The organism is Pantoea agglomerans (assembly GCF_020149765.1).
In the GTDB taxonomy this organism is placed as follows: domain Bacteria; phylum Pseudomonadota; class Gammaproteobacteria; order Enterobacterales; family Enterobacteriaceae; genus Pantoea; species Pantoea alvi.
In genome coordinates, this window is the sequence record NZ_CP083809.1 from 641249 (window position 1) to 658995 (window position 17747).

The 17747-nt window shown below is 58.0% G+C and carries 15 protein-coding genes and 1 tRNA gene; 8 read left to right on the top strand and 8 right to left on the bottom strand.

Translation table 11 applies throughout. The annotated features are described in order from the left end of the window. Positions 1 to 21 precede the first annotated feature (21 nt). Complete coding sequence (gene mrdA, locus LB453_RS05660) at positions 22 to 1899, top strand: penicillin-binding protein 2 (protein ID WP_103794692.1); 1878 nt, start codon at positions 22 to 24, stop codon at positions 1897 to 1899. Between the two features lie 28 nt (positions 1900 to 1927). Here mrdA and LB453_RS05665 read toward each other — a convergent pair whose 3' ends face one another. After that, positions 1928 to 3250: a methyl-accepting chemotaxis protein gene (locus tag LB453_RS05665; protein ID WP_103794693.1), complete on the bottom strand. Its 1323-nt coding sequence runs from the start codon at positions 3248 to 3250 to the stop codon at positions 1928 to 1930. A 193-nt stretch (positions 3251 to 3443) separates the two neighbouring features. On the opposite strand from LB453_RS05665, the gene LB453_RS05670 reads away from it, so the two are divergent. From LB453_RS05670 to LB453_RS05680, 3 genes are all read left to right on the top strand, one after another. Next, positions 3444 to 3519: transfer RNA gene (locus tag LB453_RS05670), tRNA-Phe, on the top strand. Positions 3520 to 4547: 1028 nt separating this feature from the next. Further along, on the top strand, positions 4548 to 4703 hold the full coding sequence (locus LB453_RS05675; protein WP_233215847.1) for a hypothetical protein: 156 nt from the start codon (positions 4548 to 4550) through the stop codon (positions 4701 to 4703). Beyond that, positions 4681 to 5115, top strand: coding sequence for a hypothetical protein (locus tag LB453_RS05680; RefSeq protein ID WP_103794694.1), 435 nt, complete (start codon positions 4681 to 4683; stop codon positions 5113 to 5115). Before LB453_RS05675 ends, LB453_RS05680 begins: the two co-directional genes overlap by 23 nt. On the opposite strand, the gene LB453_RS05685 is transcribed toward LB453_RS05680, so the two are convergent. The 3 genes from LB453_RS05685 to LB453_RS05695 all read right to left on the bottom strand — a co-directional run bounded on the left by LB453_RS05685 (position 5112) and on the right by LB453_RS05695 (position 7624). Then, on the bottom strand, positions 5112 to 6248 hold the full coding sequence (locus tag LB453_RS05685; protein ID WP_103794695.1) for an MFS transporter: 1137 nt from the start codon (positions 6246 to 6248) through the stop codon (positions 5112 to 5114). The two genes, LB453_RS05680 and LB453_RS05685, sit on opposite strands and share 4 nt — an antisense overlap. Then, the gene (locus tag LB453_RS05690) at positions 6245 to 6769 is read right to left on the bottom strand and encodes a TetR/AcrR family transcriptional regulator (protein WP_103794696.1); all 525 of its coding nucleotides are present in this window, start codon (positions 6767 to 6769) and stop codon (positions 6245 to 6247) included. Before LB453_RS05690 ends, LB453_RS05685 begins: the two co-directional genes overlap by 4 nt. A gap of 72 nt (positions 6770 to 6841) precedes the next feature. After that, positions 6842 to 7624 (bottom strand): MBL fold metallo-hydrolase, encoded by a 783-nt coding sequence (locus tag LB453_RS05695; RefSeq protein WP_103794697.1) that lies wholly within the window; start codon positions 7622 to 7624, stop codon positions 6842 to 6844. A 245-nt stretch (positions 7625 to 7869) separates the two neighbouring features. Between LB453_RS05695 and LB453_RS05700 the strand changes: the two genes are divergently transcribed. The 3 genes from LB453_RS05700 (at position 7870) to LB453_RS05710 (ending at position 10675) form a co-directional block, all read left to right on the top strand. After that, positions 7870 to 8814 carry a sensor domain-containing diguanylate cyclase gene (locus LB453_RS05700; RefSeq protein WP_103794698.1) on the top strand — a complete coding sequence of 315 codons (945 nt, stop codon included), beginning with the start codon at positions 7870 to 7872 and terminating at the stop codon, positions 8812 to 8814. A 259-nt stretch (positions 8815 to 9073) separates the two neighbouring features. After that, the gene (locus tag LB453_RS05705) at positions 9074 to 9895 is read left to right on the top strand and encodes an alpha/beta fold hydrolase (RefSeq protein WP_103794699.1); all 822 of its coding nucleotides are present in this window, start codon (positions 9074 to 9076) and stop codon (positions 9893 to 9895) included. Positions 9896 to 10498: 603 nt separating this feature from the next. Next, a complete protein-coding gene (locus LB453_RS05710; protein ID WP_103794700.1) occupies positions 10499 to 10675 on the top strand; it encodes a general stress protein in 177 nt (58 codons plus the stop codon). Between the two features lie 822 nt (positions 10676 to 11497). Here the strand turns inward: LB453_RS05710 and LB453_RS05715 are convergent. The 4 genes from LB453_RS05715 to LB453_RS05730 all read right to left on the bottom strand — a co-directional run bounded on the left by LB453_RS05715 (position 11498) and on the right by LB453_RS05730 (position 16750). Continuing rightward, positions 11498 to 12451: an aliphatic sulfonate ABC transporter substrate-binding protein gene (locus tag LB453_RS05715; RefSeq protein ID WP_103794701.1), complete on the bottom strand. Its 954-nt coding sequence runs from the start codon at positions 12449 to 12451 to the stop codon at positions 11498 to 11500. A 103-nt stretch (positions 12452 to 12554) separates the two neighbouring features. After that, positions 12555 to 14213: an alpha,alpha-trehalase gene (locus tag LB453_RS05720; RefSeq protein ID WP_103794702.1), complete on the bottom strand. Its 1659-nt coding sequence runs from the start codon at positions 14211 to 14213 to the stop codon at positions 12555 to 12557. Between the two features lie 398 nt (positions 14214 to 14611). After that, positions 14612 to 15712 (bottom strand): NADH:flavin oxidoreductase/NADH oxidase, encoded by a 1101-nt coding sequence (locus LB453_RS05725; RefSeq protein ID WP_103794703.1) that lies wholly within the window; start codon positions 15710 to 15712, stop codon positions 14612 to 14614. A 183-nt stretch (positions 15713 to 15895) separates the two neighbouring features. Next, positions 15896 to 16750 (bottom strand): SDR family oxidoreductase, encoded by an 855-nt coding sequence (locus LB453_RS05730; protein WP_103794704.1) that lies wholly within the window; start codon positions 16748 to 16750, stop codon positions 15896 to 15898. Between the two features lie 103 nt (positions 16751 to 16853). On the opposite strand from LB453_RS05730, the gene LB453_RS05735 reads away from it, so the two are divergent. Then, positions 16854 to 17225 (top strand): winged helix-turn-helix transcriptional regulator, encoded by a 372-nt coding sequence (locus tag LB453_RS05735; RefSeq protein WP_103794705.1) that lies wholly within the window; start codon positions 16854 to 16856, stop codon positions 17223 to 17225. Positions 17226 to 17747: the final 522 nt, after the last annotated feature.

Sequence of the window (17747 nt, forward strand, 5' to 3'; positions counted from 1 at the left end):
CCTGTCCGCCAATGCCGCCTAATGAATTTCCGTAATTTCGAAGCTGAAGAAAAGCTCTTCGCGCGCCGCGCGCTGGTCGCCTTTGCGCTGGTCGTTATCTGTTTCATCATTCTCGGCGTCAATCTCTACCGTTTGCAGGTGCGCGATCACAGCTACTATCAGACGCGATCGAACCAGAACGATATCAAAATGATCCCCATTGCGCCGACGCGCGGGCTGATTTTCGATCGCAACGGCATCCCGCTGGTGCATAACGTCACCTGGTACGACATCATGCTGACGCCCTACAAAATTGACGATATGCAGGCGACGCTGAAGGCGCTGACGCCGATTGTCGATCTGACGCCGGATGAGATCGCTACCTTTACCCGTACGCTAAAACAGAGCAGCCGCTACAAGCCGCTCGTGCTGAAAGAGGAGCTGACCGAGGAAGAGGTGGCGCGCTTCTCGGTGAACCAGTACCGCTTCACCGGCGTCAGCGTCGATACCTATCAGGATCGCGAATATCCCTACGGCGCCGACCTGGCGCACGTTGTCGGCTACGTCTCGAAAATCAACGATAGCGACGATAAGCGTCTCAGCGCCGCGGGCATCGCCGAGAACTACGCCGCCGACCACAATATCGGCAAGCAGGGTATCGAGGGCTATTACGAGTCGCTGCTGCACGGCAAGCCGGGCTATCGGGAAGTGGAGGTGGATAACCACGGCCGCATCGTGCGCGTGCTGAAAGAGGTGCCGCCGGTGGCGGGCAAAAATATTACGCTGACTCTCGATCTGCATCTGCAGCAGTATGTGGAGAGCCTGCTGGCCGGGCAGCGTGCGGCGGTGCTGGTGGAGGATCCCCACGACGGCTCGGTGCTGGCGATGGTCTCCAGCCCCAGCTACGATCCCAATCCCTTCGTAAAAGGCATCAGCTATCAGGCCTATAAGGCGCTGCTGCAGGACAAAAATCTGCCGCTGATCAACCGCGTTACTCAGGGACTCTATCCGCCCGCGTCGACGGTGAAGCCCTATATGGCGATGTCGGCGCTGCTGACCGGCGTAATCACCCCGCAAACTCACTTCTTTGGCGCGCCGACCTGGACGCTGCCGGGCACCGACCGCCGCTATCGCGACTGGAAAAAAAGCGGTCACGGCATGCTGGACGTCACCAAAGCGATTGAGGAGTCCGCCGACACTTTCTTCTATCAGGTGGCGTTTATGATGGGCATCGACCGTATCCACAGCATGCTCAGTCAGTTCGGCTACGGAAAATCCACCGGCATCGATCTTAACGAAGAGTACAGCGGCCTGCTGCCGAGCCGCGAATGGAAGCTCAAGGTGCATAAAAAAAGCTGGTATCAGGGCGATACGGTTTCGGTGGGCATCGGGCAGGGCTACTGGATCGCCACGCCGATTCAGATGGTGAAGGCGATGGTGGCGCTGATCAATAACGGAAAAGTGATTGCGCCGCATCTGCTGGCGAAGGCCGAGCGCGGAAAAAGCGTGGAGCCTTATCAGCCGACGCTGCCGCAGCCGCAGATTGGCGACGCACGCTCGCCTTACTGGGGGCTGGTGCGTCGCGCCATGTTCGGCATGGCCAACGCGCCCAACGGCACCGGTTATAAATATTTCCACACCGCCCCTTACGGCATTGCGGCGAAAAGCGGCACCTCGCAGGTGTTTAGCCTGAAGCAGAACCAGACTTATAACGCGAAGATGATCCCGGTGCGCCTGCGCGACCATATCTTCTATACCGCGTTCGCCCCCTTTAACAATCCGAAGGTGGCGGTGGCGCTGATTCTCGAAAACGGCGGCAATGAAGGCGTCACCGCCGCGCCGGTGATGCGCCAGATCCTTGACCATATCTTCCTGCCGCCGCCGACGTCGGCACCGATCGAGACCGCGCAGCAGCCATAATGCTGCTAAAGCCGGGCGGCCCGCCCGGTTACTCCTGGCTTAAGGTCTGGGTGACCTGGCTGATGGCGCGCACCACTTCCGACGAGCTGTCGCGCAGCTCGCCGATCACGCCGCCCGCCTGCTGGGCCAGCTCCACGCCGTGATCGGCGCGCTTCATATTGGAGGCGATGCTTTTCAGCGCTTTGGAGGCGAGCTGATGATTCTGCCGCACCCGGTTTTCGATCTCGCTGGTGGCCTGATTGATATTGGCCGCCAGCGTGCGCACCTCATTGGCCACCACGGCGAAGCTGCGGCCGTGCGTGCCGGCGCGCGCCGCCTCTACCGCGGCGTTAAGCGCAATCAGGTTGGTCTGATCGGCGATGCGGCGAATGCTGGCGACAATGGCGCCGATGCGGTCGGAGGAGTCGCTGAGATCGGCGATATCGTCAGAGATGCCGTGCAGCTCGCCCGCCAGCGCATTAATGGTCTGCACGCTCTCCTCGATCACGCTGGCGCCGTGGCGGGTGCTCTCGCGGGTCTCCAGCGCGGTCTGATAAGCCTGCTGTGCGGCGTCGCGCTCCTGCTGATTTTTCTCTACCTGCGCCGTCACGTCGGTGGCGAACTTCACCACCTTATACAGCCTGCCCTCGCCATCAAACACCGGGTTATAGGTGGCGCGCAGCCAGACGGTTTGCCCCTGTTTATTGACCCGCTGGAACTGGCCGGAGATAAACTCGCCGCGGTTAAGCTTTTCCCAGAACGCTTTGTATTCGGCGCTCTGGCGCAGCGCTTCGGAACAGAAGCGGCTGTGCGGCAGGCCGATCACCTCGTCGGCGCGGTAGCCCATGGTTTTAAGAAAGTTGGCGTTTGCCTTCAGCACTTCACCTTTGAGGTTAAAGGCGATCACCGCCATCGACCGCTCAATCGCGGTGGTCATGGCGCGCTGCTCCTGGGCGTCGACAATACGCGCGGTGATATCGGTCGCCAGCTTGACGATTTTCACCACGCGGCCATGGCGATCCTGCACCGGCACATAGTTGGCTTCCAGCCAGACCGGACGGCTGTGCTTCGCCAGGCGCAGAAATTTGTCGCTAAAGCTTTCGCCGCGCTTCAGGCGCAGCCAGAAGTCGCGATATTGTGACGACTGCGCATAGTCGGCGGTGCAAAACAGCCGGTGATGCTGGCCGACAATGTCGCTGAGCGAATAGCCCATACGCTCGAGAAACAGTGGGTTAGCGTTAAGAATGATGCCATCGGGCGTAAACTCGATCATCGCGATAGCGTCGTTGAGGGAGCTGAGCGTTGCCGCAGGGCGTGTCTGTTTTTGCCACGCAAGGCGTGACAGCAGGCCTGATGAAATAGTGGAAAACATGGTGCACCTTATTATGGGTATGTAGTGTCACTATCGTTATCGGTCAGGGCGGCGAAAAAGTAAGCGCGAAGCGACGCGACTGCGGTTTTTTTTACCAGCCGGTCTGTTTATTGCTATAAAACGCAGCAGTCAGCGGCAATTTGATGAAAAGCGTTTGACGCTGTGAGGCCATTAAGGTTTAATGCGCCCCGTTGCCCGAATAGCTCAGTCGGTAGAGCAGGGGATTGAAAATCCCCGTGTCCCTGGTTCGATTCCGGGTTCGGGCACCACTAATTAGAGAACCCAGCCTTATGGCTGGGTTTTTGCTTTTGTGCGGAACCCGTTTATCGAACCGGTTCGATGACCTCGCCGCGTCCAGCGGCTCGCCCTGCGGGTTTGCCGCGCAGGCGCGACAAAGCAAAAATGCTCCCGGCATTTTTGTCCGGGTTCGGGCACCACTAATTAGAGAACCCAGCCTTATGGCTGGGTTTTTGCTTTTGTGCGGAACCCGTTTATCGAACCGGTTCGATGACCTCGCCGCGTCCAGCGGCTCGCCCTGCGGGTTTGCCGCGCAGGCGCGACAAAGCAAAAATGCTCCCGGCATTTTTGTCCGGGTTCGGGCACCACTAATTAGAGAACCCAGCCTTATGGCTGGGTTTTTGCTTTTGTGCGGAACCCGTTTATCGAACCGGTTCGATGACCTCGCCGCGTCCAGCGGCTCGCCCTGCGGGTTTGCCGCGCAGGCGCGACAAAGCAAAAATGCTCCCGGCATTTTTGTCCGGGTTCGGGCACCACTAATTAGAGAACCCAGCCTTATGGCTGGGTTTTTGCTTTTGTGCGGAATGGCGTTAGACAGGCTGGTACAAGTAAAGCGTGGCTGACTATTGCTTGTCTACACGCTGGCAAGCTTCAGCCCAGACATTCCCGCTCCGTTGAAATTTATCTCCCCCTTCACCGTTGCTCAATATTGATTGCCAGATGACAGTTGATTCAGCCTGTCAGCGCGCTTAGTTCACGCTAATCCTGCTCATAATCTTGTATATTAAACAGCCAGACTGAAATCTGTCAGGAGTCATGGATGGCATCTCCACCTTTGATCGGCCCGAGCGGCGGTTGGCAAATTCTACAAAACACTATGCAAGAGGCACGTGGTCGTTGCTACGGACGCGATAAGGCATTACCTCAAACGTATTACTGGTTCTATCAAAAAATCCGTAATCGGGGTCCCTGAGACTATAAGCAATTTAATCCTTACTGGGCTGAATTCGGCAATTTCAATTTTGGCGCTGCCGGCACGGCTGCGGGTATACCTGCCGGTATATTGTTGATGGGAGCCGGATGGGCTCAATTGCATGCTGGAACCTCAAAGGAAATATGGGGAGCGTGGTACGGCGATGCTCCCTATGGCGACGATCCAGCCGATCAACGCGCTATCAGGGAGGGAATAGCGTATGCGCGTCAAAATGGCTTTTAAAGGGATTTACCGCTTCGTTACGGCTGGCGTATTAGCAGTCGCCGCACTCTTTTTCTGGCTCAACCACTCTCCTGACGACCGTTCTTGCGACGTTCTACAGGGCAGCCATCAGATTAACGAACGCCTGTGGCTCTATACCACCCGCAATGACAGCGGCGGCGCGACCGTTCCGGTTATCTATCGCTACTTTCTTTCAGGCGAACTGCGCGGCAACAGTAAAGCGCAAGCACAGCAGCTAGAACAGCAAACGCCGTTCCTTGTAGGCGATGGAACCCTTTCAGCCATTACGGAAGACGATAACAACAAGGTGAAAATTGTCTACAGCGGCAATGTCTTATCTTTAGAACGAACAGCGACTTACCGCGCCGAGGGAAACGCCGTCACGCTCAGCCTTTCTTACCAGATAAACTAGCCATTTCGCGCGCCCGGCAGCACCGCCATCATCGCCAGCGCCAGCGCGGCAAATCCCACCAGCGCCACCCCTGCGCTCAGGCCAGCATAGACCGCGCCAAACAGCGCCGAACCCGCCACCTGACCAGCCGCCAGCATAAAGAACGCGACGCCGACGCCGGAGGCCGGCGATGCGGGGGTCGCGGCCGCGCCATAGACCAGCAATACGCCGGAAAGCGTCACGTAGCCCGCGCCGCCTAGCGCCACGGCGGGAAACAGCCACCATGAAAAGCCCCCCAGACTCGCCAGCAGCAGCAGCGGCAGCGCCATACAGAGCTGCGACAGCCGATAGATCTGCACCAGGCTGAGTGCGCGCCGTGCCGCGCCGGTGAGCGCGCCCGCAATGCCCGTGCCGCCGCCGATCAGCCACAGCAGGCTACTGGTGCGCGCGTCCAGATGAAGGTGATTACGCAGAATATCGGGGCCGAAGCTCCACCAGGCCGCGCTGGCGCATCCGCTGATAAACGCCACGATCGCCAGACGGATCAGCGACCGCTGACGGATCAGATCGCGCCAGCCCGTGCGCTCGTCCTGCCTGGCGCGCCGATCCGCAGGCAGATAGCGTCGCGCCGGTAGCAGGCAGAGCAACGCCAGCAGCGCAAAGGCGACGCAGGCGGCGCGCCAGCCGCCGGGTAAGAGCAGCAGCACCGGCACGGAAAGCATAATGCCCGCGCTGGTGCCGGCGTTGATGGCGGTATTGGCGGCATCCTGCTGCGCAGGCGGCAGGGCGTCGCTCACCGCGCTGGCGATGGCGGGCGAAGCGACTCCCGCGCTCAGCCCGGCGATAAACAGCCCGGCGGCGAGCATCAGCGGCGAAAAGGCGCAGGCGAGCAGCAGCAGTCCGCCTGCGGCGCAGAGCGCGGCGAGGCAGGCCGACGCTCGGGCGCCGAAGCGCGCCACCAGCCAGGGCGCGGCGGCGGTGGCGAGGCAGTAGGAGATATAGCTGCAGGCGGTGACAATGCCGGTGAGATGGACGCTGAACGGGATCTCTTTCATCACCGCAGGCATCATCAGGCCCCAGGCAAAGCGCGCCATGCCGTAGGTGACGGCAATCAGGGAGAAGCCGGTAACGCCCAGCGCAATAGCGGATCTCATGGCTGCTCCTCGCGCGGCAGCATCAGCCGCGCGGCGGCGTCGCCTGCATGCTTTGCCGCGTCCGCGCCAAGCATCAGCGCTGAGATTACCGCGCCCTCAAACAGCATCCACACCGCATTTGCCAGGCGCTCATCCGCGACGCAGTCGCCGATATAGCGGCGCAGCGCATAGCGATAGTCGAGCGCATGCGCCGCCAGCATCGCGTCTTTCTCCGCATATTCGCCCCAGGCCTTAATAAAAAAGCAGCCCTGCGCGCCATACTGCTCTGTCCATTCGGCAAGCGCCTCAAACAGCCGCTGCAGCGCCTGCGGATGCTGCGCAGGCAGCAGGTCGCCGAAAAATCGCGCCCGGCGCGCCGCCATCACGCTGATGGTTAGCGCCTCGCGCGAGGCGAAGTGGTGATAGAGCGTGCGCGTCGAGACGCCCGCTTCCCGGCAAATCTGGTCGGTGCTGGTGGCATGAAAGCCGTTGTTGTAGAACAGCCTCTCGGCCGCCTGCAAAATATCGTCGCGTTTGTTCATCTCTTAAAAGTAAACCGATCGTTTTACTTTTGCGTAGCGGCAGCGACGATTTATTTTTCCGCCAGGGCCAGATTAGGCCAGGCAGCGCAGGTAACGCGCCCCGGATCGCATTACGATCGCCTTCGCCTCCTGCGTCACATCCTGTCCTTCGAATGCGCCATAGAGGCGTGAAAAGGCCAGCGCGTCGCAGCGGCGCAGCATCTCGCTTACCGTCGCGGCGGAGAGCGGCAGCATATTGGGATAGCTCCACATAAAGGAGACCGCATCTTTGCCCGGCGCGACCTGAATAATATCGCCCGCCAGCAGCACGCCGCCGCTGGCTTTCCAGTGCAGCACGCTGCCGCCGGCGAAATGGCCGCCGAGCCGCACGATATCGACCTCGCTGTTTAGCGGCAGCGTCTCGCCCTGCCAGAACTGAATGGCGTCGCTGTCGCGCATCACCCATTGCCGATCGTCGCCGTGCAGATAGATCGGCGCGTTAAACGCTTCCGCCCAGGCCTGCATGGTGGTGTAGTAGTGCGGATGCGAGATAGCGATGGCGGAAAGACCCCCGATCGCGTGGATCAACTCAGCGGTGGCGGGATCCAGGTTGGCAATGCAGTCCCAGAGGATATTGCCGCTGCCGCTGCGCAGCAGCAGGGCGCGCTGACCAATAGCGAAGTCCGGCACGGTTTTGATGCTGAGCAGGCCCGGCTCAAGCTGCTGCCATTTATTCTGATGGCTGCGGGTGAGCGCAGCAAAATCGGTCCACTGCTGTCCGGCGGCGGGCACCCACTGCCGTTCGTCCTCGCAGATATGGCAGCGCGGCGGTAAAACTTCCGCGTAAGCGGTGCCGCAGGTGGCGCAAAGTTTCATGGTTAAAGCCTCCAGAATCAGGGTTACTCTGACTGACTATAGCTGCCAGACGCCCGGGCGAAGGATCGCCCTGCAAAGTGGGGAAATGACGCCCCTTGCCGCCGAGTATGCGGAAAGCCGGATTTAAACCGGATAAAATCTTGCGGTTATGCCGATAAAGCGCGGCTGATCACGTTTCCAGCGCTTCTCTTTACAGAAAAATCCGCACAGGCAAAATACATCTTATTTCTCAATGTCCGCGTGCCATGTCTGACGAAGCGCTGCGCCAGCAGATACAGATTTTGAAAAAGCATAATGCGCGACTCAAGCGTATAGCGCATGACGCCCGCAGCAAGCTCGACGCGGCGCTGGACGGCACCGGCCTTTGCCTGTGGCAGCTGGATATCCCCTCGGGCAAGCTGGTGATCTTTAACCGGCGCTGGGGGGCGATGCTGGGCTATCAGCCAAAAGAGAGCCGGGCGCTTTTCTCCGAGTGGAAAGAGAGCCTGCATCCCGACGACGCTGCCGAGGTGCTGAAAGCCTTTTACGACCATATCGAAGGCAAAGCGCCTTACTACGAGGCGCTACACCGGATGATCGCCAAAAACGGCGGTGTGACCTGGGTGCTGGATCGCGGCCGCATCAGCGAATGGGATGAGCAGGGCAGACCGCTGAAGGTCACCGGCACCCATATCGATATGACAAAAGAGAAGCAGTATGAATCGCAGCTGGCGATGCTGGCGAATCACGATCCTCTGACGCAGCTCGCTAACCGTCACGCCCTGCGCAACGCCTTCAGCCAGATGCGCAGAGAGAACGCGCTCTGCGTCGCCTTTATCGATCTCGACGATTTCAAGCATGTAAACGACACCTTCGGCCATCGCAGCGGCGACCGCCTGCTAATCCAGCTTAGCCAGCGCCTGAGCGGGGTTTGCCCCGAGCCGGTGGTGGCGGGGCGACTGGGCGGCGACGAGTTTGTGCTGCTGATGCCGTACGGCCAGGACGATCCCCTGGTGGCGCAGGTAGGTCGTGCCTGCCTGCAGGCGGCGCTGACTCCCTTTGAGCTGGAGAACGGCACGGCGACCATCGGCGCGTCGATCGGCATCGTGCAGGCGCAGGCGCAGGAGGGATTCAGCGCAGCGTTGAGCCGCGCCGACGAGGCGATGTACCGCATCAAACGCAACGGCAAAAACGGCGTCGGGCTGGGTTGATACGCCCGCCGCCGCCGCTATCCCGGCGGAAGCAGCCAGTTTTTCAGTAAAAACATCAGCAGCGGCATCCACAGCCAGCCCCCCGCGCGACCAGGGTCGCATTACCTGAAAAATCTCCCCACAGCGTGCCGAGGATTTTTCACACCCTTGCTCGTTAAAATTCCTGAACGACTTATTAAAATTTCTGCTTTAGGTTTTATCGTGCCCCCAGGTTAGTTTGATTAGCGAGACACAACCTCACTGATAACGGAGAGCAGATATGAGCACCTTCACGACGAAAGATGGCGTACGTATTTACTTCAAAGATTACGGTAAAGGGCAGCCGGTTCTGTTCAGCCACGGCTGGCCGCTTGATGCGGATATGTGGGAGAGCCAGCTGGTTCACCTGGCTGAAAACGGCTACCGTGCCATCGCTTTCGACCGTCGTGGTTTTGGTCGCTCCGATCAGCCGTGGGAAGGGTATAACTACGATACCTTTGCCGAAGATATCCACGGCCTGATTGAACATCTGGGGCTGAGCGATATTACGCTGGTGGGCTTCTCTATGGGCGGCGGCGACGTAACGCGCTATATCGGCCGTTACGGCACGGAAAAAGTGAAAAGCCTGGTGCTGCTTGGCGCGGTGACGCCGATCTTCGGTCAAACCGCCGATCACCCGGAAGGGCCGGAAAAAGCGGTGTTTGACAACATTATTGCCGGGCTGCGTAACGATCGCGCGCAGTTTATCAAAGAGTTCGCCACGCCGTTCTACGGCATCAACGCTGGACAGACCGTCTCCGACGGCGTGCTGACCCAGACGCTGAATATCGCGCTGCTGGCGTCGCTGAAAGGCACCCTCGACTGCGTTACCGCCTTCTCGCAAACCGATTTCCGCGCCGACGTGGCGAAAGTCGACGTGCCAACGCTGATTATTCACGGCAGCAACGACCAGATCGTGCCGTTTGAAGCGACCGGTAAGCTGGCGCACGAACTGATCGCCGGATCGGAACTTAAGGTTTATGAGAACGGCCCGCATGGTTTCGCCGTGACGCATCAGGAGCAGCTTAACCAGGATCTGCTGGCATTTTTACAGCAGCATTAACGAGAACACTGTAGATCCGCGGATACAAACGCCCTGACAGGGCGTTTTTTATTTACGCTTCGCTTAATCAAAGAATAAAAAATAATGGGCAGGAAAAAAGCCGCTGTTAATCAAGGGGGGAGGGGGTATTTAGCGATCTTTTGTACTGGTTTAGCGCGTGGAATAGCCTTTCAAGCCGCTTCGCTTTATTAAGCGTTTACGCGTCGCCTTTTCGTTGAGGAATTATCTTATTTTTCTAATAAAAAAGATCATTTTCTGATCAACCGCTTCGCTTTTAACGGTTCTTTGCCGCCTTCTTTACGCTTCGCTTAAATAAGCGTATTCGTCCAGAGTAAAGGTTAAATAGTCCGCTTTTGAGCCGTTATAGCGCTAAATAATGGATAACAATTGAGGTTTTTAACTCTCTGATAACGGGTAAACATGATTTCATCAAGAAATAGTTGGCCTGTTGATTTGTTTGTTATTGCCTGCAAGCTTTTAAAATTTGCTGGCAACCAATACTTGATCCATTATTTTTAAAAGCTACATTTAACCCTGCGCCATCAATGCTGATGAAGCGTAGGCTGTGATATTTTTATTATTAATCCTTAAGAGGAACACAGTATGTCTCAATATCGTGGTGGAGCTGGAAACTTTGCGGTTGATCGTGAACGTGCAGCGGAAGCGGGTAGAAAAGGCGGCCAGAAAAGCGGCGGCAATTTCAAAAACAATCCTGAGCGCGCAATCGAAGCCGGACGGAAGGGAGGAAAAATCAGTCGTCGTAGCTCAAATATCAATTAGTTAGATGGGTTGGCTGTCAACATCTGACCGCGGGTGAGTCATCTTTTTACTCTTTTAGTTCTCCTTGCGAAATCTCCCAGACAAGAGCATGTTCCTGTCTTTCTCTGGAAACCAGGATCGCCCTAATTAAACCGGACACGGTCTTTTCCCTGTCCGGTTTTTTTATTGCTTTTTATGTAAAGAGGATGCAACGAAAGCTTAATTTGCAGTTTCACATCGTGACCTATAACCAAAAGTGATTATGAAAAAAACACGTTAAATTATACAACGCGCTGCATCTTGTACAATTATCGGTAAAGAAAAGAGATTTAAAATTCACCCGTTATACAAAAGAAGTTTGAGCTAACTCATTGGCGGCAATAGAAAAATGCATTTAACATGCCACTTTTGTAGAATAGCGGATAACTTTTTTATGAAATTAGGGTGGGCAAGCCCGCCTTCTTTATAGCGCCCCAATGAAGGATTGTAAGAAGGATGGAGACCATCCTGGTTGAGCCAAAAAAGGGAATAGCCGCAGGCGTTAGCCGCCAGCCCGTGTGGACAAAATGTGATAGCCGGTTTTATTGCCTTCTGCCGGAGGGGCGTGTGCATCAACATCGCTCTGATTACAGCAGCTTAGCGTGATGGAAAGGTCTCTTCGCCAGCGCGCTAAATATCGCCAGCCTCGGTTTAAAAGATGTCTGGATAAGCGGCAAGCAGGCTGTCTTAATTAGATATCAGGATCAAATCCAGGTATATCAGGCTACCTGATGAAAGTACGTGCTTACTCTTATTTAAGGCTAACGGACAAAGGGTGCTGGCTCGGCTGAGCCAGCGAGAGGGTCAGGGCGTCGTGGGCTGCCAGGTGGCTGGTGCCTGCGCATCAATGCGCGTCGGCAGCAGCTTCGCCTCATAGAACGCGTCGGCAATGGTCTGCTGCTCCGTCAGATCGCTTTTCTTCACCGGTTCGACCTGATAGCTGCGCTGCGCATTGGCCTGCTCGATCGTCGCGACCGGCAGCCTGCCCCACAGCGGTGAAAGCTGCGCCGCCGCTTCGGCAGGATGAGCTTTCAGCCAGGCGGCTTCCTGCTTCAGCGCCCGATAGACGCTGTTGAGCACCTGCGGATTAGCCGTGGCGTAAGAGGAGGAGGCGAGGTAGTAGCGCTGATAGTTTGCCAGCCCCTTACCGTTGGCAAGTACGCGCGCATGCTGTTCGACCTGCGCGCTGGTGACATAGGGTTCCCAGGTGACCCAGGCGGCGACGCTACCGTTCTCCAGCGCTGCGCGTCCGTCAGCGGGCGTCAGCCAGGCGGGCGAAATGTCGCTGAAGCGCAAGCCGGCCTTTTTTAGCGCGGTGATCAGCAAATAGTGGCTGCCCGCCGCTTTGGTTACGGCGATTTTTTTCCCTTTCAGATCCTGCAGCGTTTTTATCGGCGAGTCGGCAGGCACCAGAATCGCCTGCGCCGCTGGCGAAGGGGTTTCACGCGCATAGTAGGTAAGGCTGGCGCCCGCCGCCTGAGCGAACAGCGGCACGGTGTCGGCGACGTCAGCCGAGAGATCGACGTTATTGAGGTTTAGCGCCTCCAGCAGCGGCAGCCCGCTGGAGAATTCATGCCAGCTGACCTTCACCCCCTGCGCCGCCAGCGTTTTGTCGAGATCGCCGCGCTGCTTGATCAGCGTCAGCAGCGTAGAGGATTTCTGATAGCCGATACGAAGGGTGTTATCTGCGTGCGTAGCGAAAGAGAAAAGGGCGGTGAGCAACAGCACACCGCCCCGTAACGGACGAAAAGGTTTCATGGGCGTTCCTGTCAGAGGGTTATCATCGGAATGATGATAAAAGCGCGTCAGGGACGCGCTAAACGCCTTTTTTGCATAAGCTTTGCGCCAGCGCGGGAATGCGCTAGTCGGCCATCAGATGGCCATACATCGCCATCAGGCGACGCGTTACGCCATTCGTCCAGCCGAAGCCGTCCTGCAGCGGGTATTCGCCGCCGCCGCCGGGACGAGCACGCTCGCCGCTGATGTCATACTTTTCTACCAGCTTATGATGCAGCTGATAGAAGTTGTTCACCGTGGTAAGCCAGTTTACCGCGATCTCCGTCGCCAGCGTCTCTTCGCCATACTGATTGAGGCCAATAACCGCCATCCACTGCAGCGGTGCCCAGCCGTTGGGTTTATCCCACTGCTCGCCGCTCTCAACCATTGAGGCAACCAGCCCGCCGCTGGTCAGCAGCAGCTGGCGCAGCGCGATAGCCTGCAGATGCGCCTGTTTCGGCGTCGCCAGGCCGACAAACAGCGGCACCACGGCGGCGGCGGTAAAGGCGCCAAAGCGCTCGCGGCGCCAGTCGTAGTCTCGGTAGACGCCCGCCGTGCTGTCCCACAGATAGCGGTTAATAGCGCGTTTGCGCGCTTCCGCTTTTTTCTGCCACGCCAGCGCGGTCAGCTCTTCACCCTTAGCGTGAGAGAGGGTGGCGATCATCAGTTCCAGTTTGTAGAGGAACGCATTGAGATCGATCGGAATAAACTGCGTGGTGCGAATACTCGACAGACGTTTGGGATCGCGCAGCCAGCGGGAAGAGTAGTCCCAGCCGGACGCCGCGCCCGCGCGCAGATCGCGATAGACCTCACTCGCCGGACGGCTGGAGTGGCTCGCGGTTTCCACATCTTCAATCCAGGACTCGTCACGCGGCGTATCGCGGTCGTCCCAGTAACGGTTCAGCAGCGAGCCGTCAGCCATACGTACCACGTGGCGGTAGGCCTGACGCGGCATCAGCGCGCCCGCACCGTCCATCCAGAACTGATACTCTTTCATCAGCTGGTCGAGATAACGTTTTGCGCCGCGCACGCCATCCTCTTCAAACAGCTCGACCATCAGTGCAAAGACCGGCGGCTGCGAACGGCTCAGGTAGTAGGTACGGTTGCCGTTGGGAATATGGCCATAGTTGTCGATCAGCCACGCGAAGTTGTCCGCCATATGGCGCAGCAGATCGTCGCGTCCGCTCTCCGCCAGGCCGAGCATGGTGAAGTAAGAGTCCCAGTAATAGGTTTCGCCAAAGCGGCCACCGGGCACCACATAGGGTTTAGGCAGCGGTAGCAGAGACGAATGCGGCAGATGCTGCTGCGGCATTTTAGTTAATACCGGCCACAGGGCATCAATATGCTCGTTCAGCGTTTTATCGGGATTCGAAACATAAAAACTTTCGTTTATCCCCGGTAAATAAAAATGGTCCGACACGAAGCGCGCCAGATCGAAATCGCGGCTGCGTTTCTGACGACGATAACGCATTAATACGTCCAGCGGATCGTATTTAGGCGAACAGTCCGGAAAGGTTTTGCTGTCTTCGAAGATGCGCGACATCTGCACATGCTCGAACAGCTCCATGTAGCGATCGGCAGGCGTGAGCGCATCCGGCGCGGGCAGGCCTTCAATCAGCTCCGGCTCCGGCTCAGAGTCCTCCATACGATCGAGTCTGACCTCATGGGGATCGTATTGATACTCAACTTCCGCCCCGTTGCGAACCTCATCGAATGCGTTGAGTTGCTGGCGATAAGTATTAATAGCGGCCTCCTGGAGTCTGAGGGGTTCGTAAAAGGAAAATTATAGACTTATGGCAGGCTCAAACAACAATGCAGAATATCTATGAACGTAATAAAAATTGTCTATCAACAGGCTATTTAGCGGAATTGCTCTGGTTATCAAGCAAATAACGCGCTGCGCTTAAAACATCTATTTAGGAGTAATCTTTGTAGAAAAGAAATAAATAACGGGAGGCTGAAAAAAAGTGGCAAAAATTGACAAAAAAGGGCGTTGCCGCCTCGCTGTCAAATGAGCTATTTGTGGCATTTTTGTGCAGTTAGCAACAGGGCCCTCCAGAGAGGGCACCGGGGTTTGCGAACAAAATACCCGCCGCATGTCCGCCTGCGGCGTCGCTTTTAGGACGGCGAAGTCATGCGAATTTACTCGCTGACGCGATAGCGCTCCAGCCAGTGCGCATAAGGTGCAGGCAGCACCCATGACGGCTGCGGCTTGTCGAGCGCCAGCGCCGCCTGATAAGGCCAGTGCGGATTCTTCAGGTGCGCGCGGCCGACCATCACCAGATCAAGCTGGCCTTTTTCGACGGTGGCGTTAGCGATATGCGGCGCATCGATGCCCCACGCAGAGGCGACGGCGATATCCGCCTCGCGACGAATGCGTTCGGCAATCGGCGCCAGGAAGGCGGGCGTGCCCCACGGAATATTTGTGTCCGGCGTGGAGAAGCCGACGCTGACGCTCAGCAAATCGAGCCCGTTGGTGCGCCAGTAGCGCGTCAGATCGATCGCTTCAGCCAGCGTCTCTTCGTCACGGCCGTCATACTCCAGCACGCCAAAGCGCGCGGTCAGCGGCAGGTTTTCCGGCCAGACTTCGCGCACCGCGTCGAAGGTTTCGCGCAGGAAGCGGCTGCGGCCCGAGGCGTCGCCGCCATACTGGTCGGTGCGCTGGTTGGCGTGTACCGAGAAAAAGCTCTGCGCCAGATAGCCGTGAGCGAAGTGCAGCTCCAGCCACTCATAGCCGGCATCGCGCGCGCGAATGGCCGCCTGCACGAAGTCGTTGCGCACGCGCGCGATATCGTCGAGCGTCATGGCGCGCGGCACCTGCGGCAGGTTGTTGCCGAAGGCGACGGCGGAAGGGGAGAGGGTCTCCCAGCCGCGTCCGTCGTCAGCCGCGATATGGTCGTCACCTTCCCAGGGTTTGTTGGCGCTCGCTTTGCGACCGGCGTGGCCGATCTGGATACCCGGCACGGCGCCCGCCGCTTTGATCGCCTGTGCAACCTGCGCCAGCCCTTCGGCCTGCGCATCATCCCACAGGCCCAGACAGCCCGGCGTGATGCGGCCTTCCGGCGAAACCGCAGTTGCTTCGACAACTACCAGGCCCGCGCCGCCGCGCGCCAGCGTCGCGTAGTGTACGCGATGCCAGTCGTTGACCAGGCCCTGCTCGGCGCTGTACTGACACATCGGCGGCACCGCAATGCGGTTGCGCAGCGTAACGTCTTTCAGACGGAATTCAGAAAACAGAGACATAGCATCCTCATGGTCATGGGGTATTTCAGCCGCCTGTTTTCCCGCAGGACGCGCCGCAGGCAGCGGCAGAGAGGGGAAAACCGGGGCCGATTCGCTGTGCACTCTATCCTGAGACGTCGCCCGCAGCCTACGCTCCCTGTGCTGCGCAAGAGGGCGACGTCGATCGGCAAATCTGCGGCTTTCTTACTTCGCCAGCGTTGCCCCGATCACCTCCTGGTAGGGCGTGGTGGCGCGGCCGATCAGTTTGCTCAGGCTGCGCGAGTCGTCAAACAGGCCGCCCTGCGATGCGCCCTTGTCTGAGTCCGCCAGCATCTCCGCCAGACCGTCCGGCAGGCCAGCGCCTTTCAGCGCGGAGGCGTACTCGGCGGGAGAGAGGTTGACGTACTCCAGCTGCTCGCCGGACTGGCGCGCGATCTCTGCAGTAAATTCCGCCAGGGTATAGCTGTCGTCGCCCGCCAGCTCATAAATTTTGCCCGCCTGATCGTCCCGGCTGATGACCTCTGCCGCCGCTTCGGCGTAATCCCGGCGCGCAGCCGAGGCGATACGGCCTTCGCCCGCCGACCCGATAAAGGCGTGATGCGTCAGCGCCGGGGCGATGCTGGCAGCGTAGTTCTCGGTGTACCAGCCGTTGCGCAGCAGCGCGAACGGGATGCCTGAGGCCTGCAGCAGCGCCTCGGTGGCGCGATGTTCGACGCCGAGGCCCAGCGGCGAGCGATCCGCATGCAGCAGGCTGGTATAGGCGATAAATTTTACGCTGGCTGACTTAGCCGCGTTAATCACCGCTTTATGCTGCGCTTCGCGCTGGCCAACTTCGCTGCCGGAGATGAGCAGCAGGTTGTCGACGCCGTAAAAGGCTGACATCAGGGTATCCGGCTGGCTGTAGTCCGCCTTACGCACCGTCACCCCTTTCGCCGCCAGGTCAGCGGCTTTTTCCGGCGATCGCACGGCGGCGACAATCTGTTCCGCCGGCACTTTTTTCAGCAGCGCTTCAATAACCAGACGGCCCAGCTGGCCGGTTGCGCCTGTGACTGCAATCATTTTCTCTCTCCTTCAGGTTTGTTGTTGTCGCCAGCAAGAGTAGGATATGCGCTAACTTTTCGTAAGTACTTACAGCTTTGTTAGTTTGGAGAGGCAAAATTAAGTGTCTGAAAAAATAAGTGAAAAATTTAGCCGCGGCGAACTGCTCAACGTCAACTGCCCGTCACGCGAGGTGCTCAAGCGCGTTACCAGCCGCTGGAGCGTGCTGATTTTCCTCGCGCTGCGCCACAACACGCTGCGCTTTAGCGAGCTGCGCCGCGCCGTTGGCGGCATCAGCGAGCGCATGCTGGCGCAGACGCTGCGCCATATGGAAGAGGACGGTTTCGTTGAGCGCATCGCCTATGACGTGGTGCCGCCGCATGTGGAATATCGCCTGACACCGCTCGGCCAGGAGCTGCAAGGGCAGGTGGTCGGCCTGGCAGACTGGCTGGAGCTAAACGTAAACCGTATTCTGGCGCCGCGTGACAAAGCCTGAGCGCGTCCCTTATCACCGGGTAAGCGAAAGCGTTACCCTTACCAGAGCATAGCGCGCGACCGCCAGCTGCGCGCGCCTGCCCGCGCGCCAGCCAGAATCCGCCGTGGCTGAAGCAAGTGCGCGCAGGCGATGCGGCACGGTCAATATCCGCCCTGAATAAAAACTGGCGCTGATCCCTTTATTCCCGCTAAGGCGGGCCTGAATTTTATTAACAACTTTATTTCATCTCTTCGACGCCGTTAATTAAGCGTGGCGGAAATAGGGATAATGGCTGGTGCGCATAAAAGCCGTTTTTTAAACGTAACGCTTTAAAAAAGATTCTTAATGGCCTAAATGCTTCATTTACTTTCATTAAGCGCCGCGGTGAACTGCAAAATTGACCGCTTTTCAGCTGTGGGTATAGATAAAATAATATGCCAAAACAGGGCATTGCAGCGCGAAAGGCGCGCTGTGCCGCCGGACTTCCTCTCTGCTGTAAACATGCAACAATAAATAACAAAGATGTCACATTGAAGCCTGTGA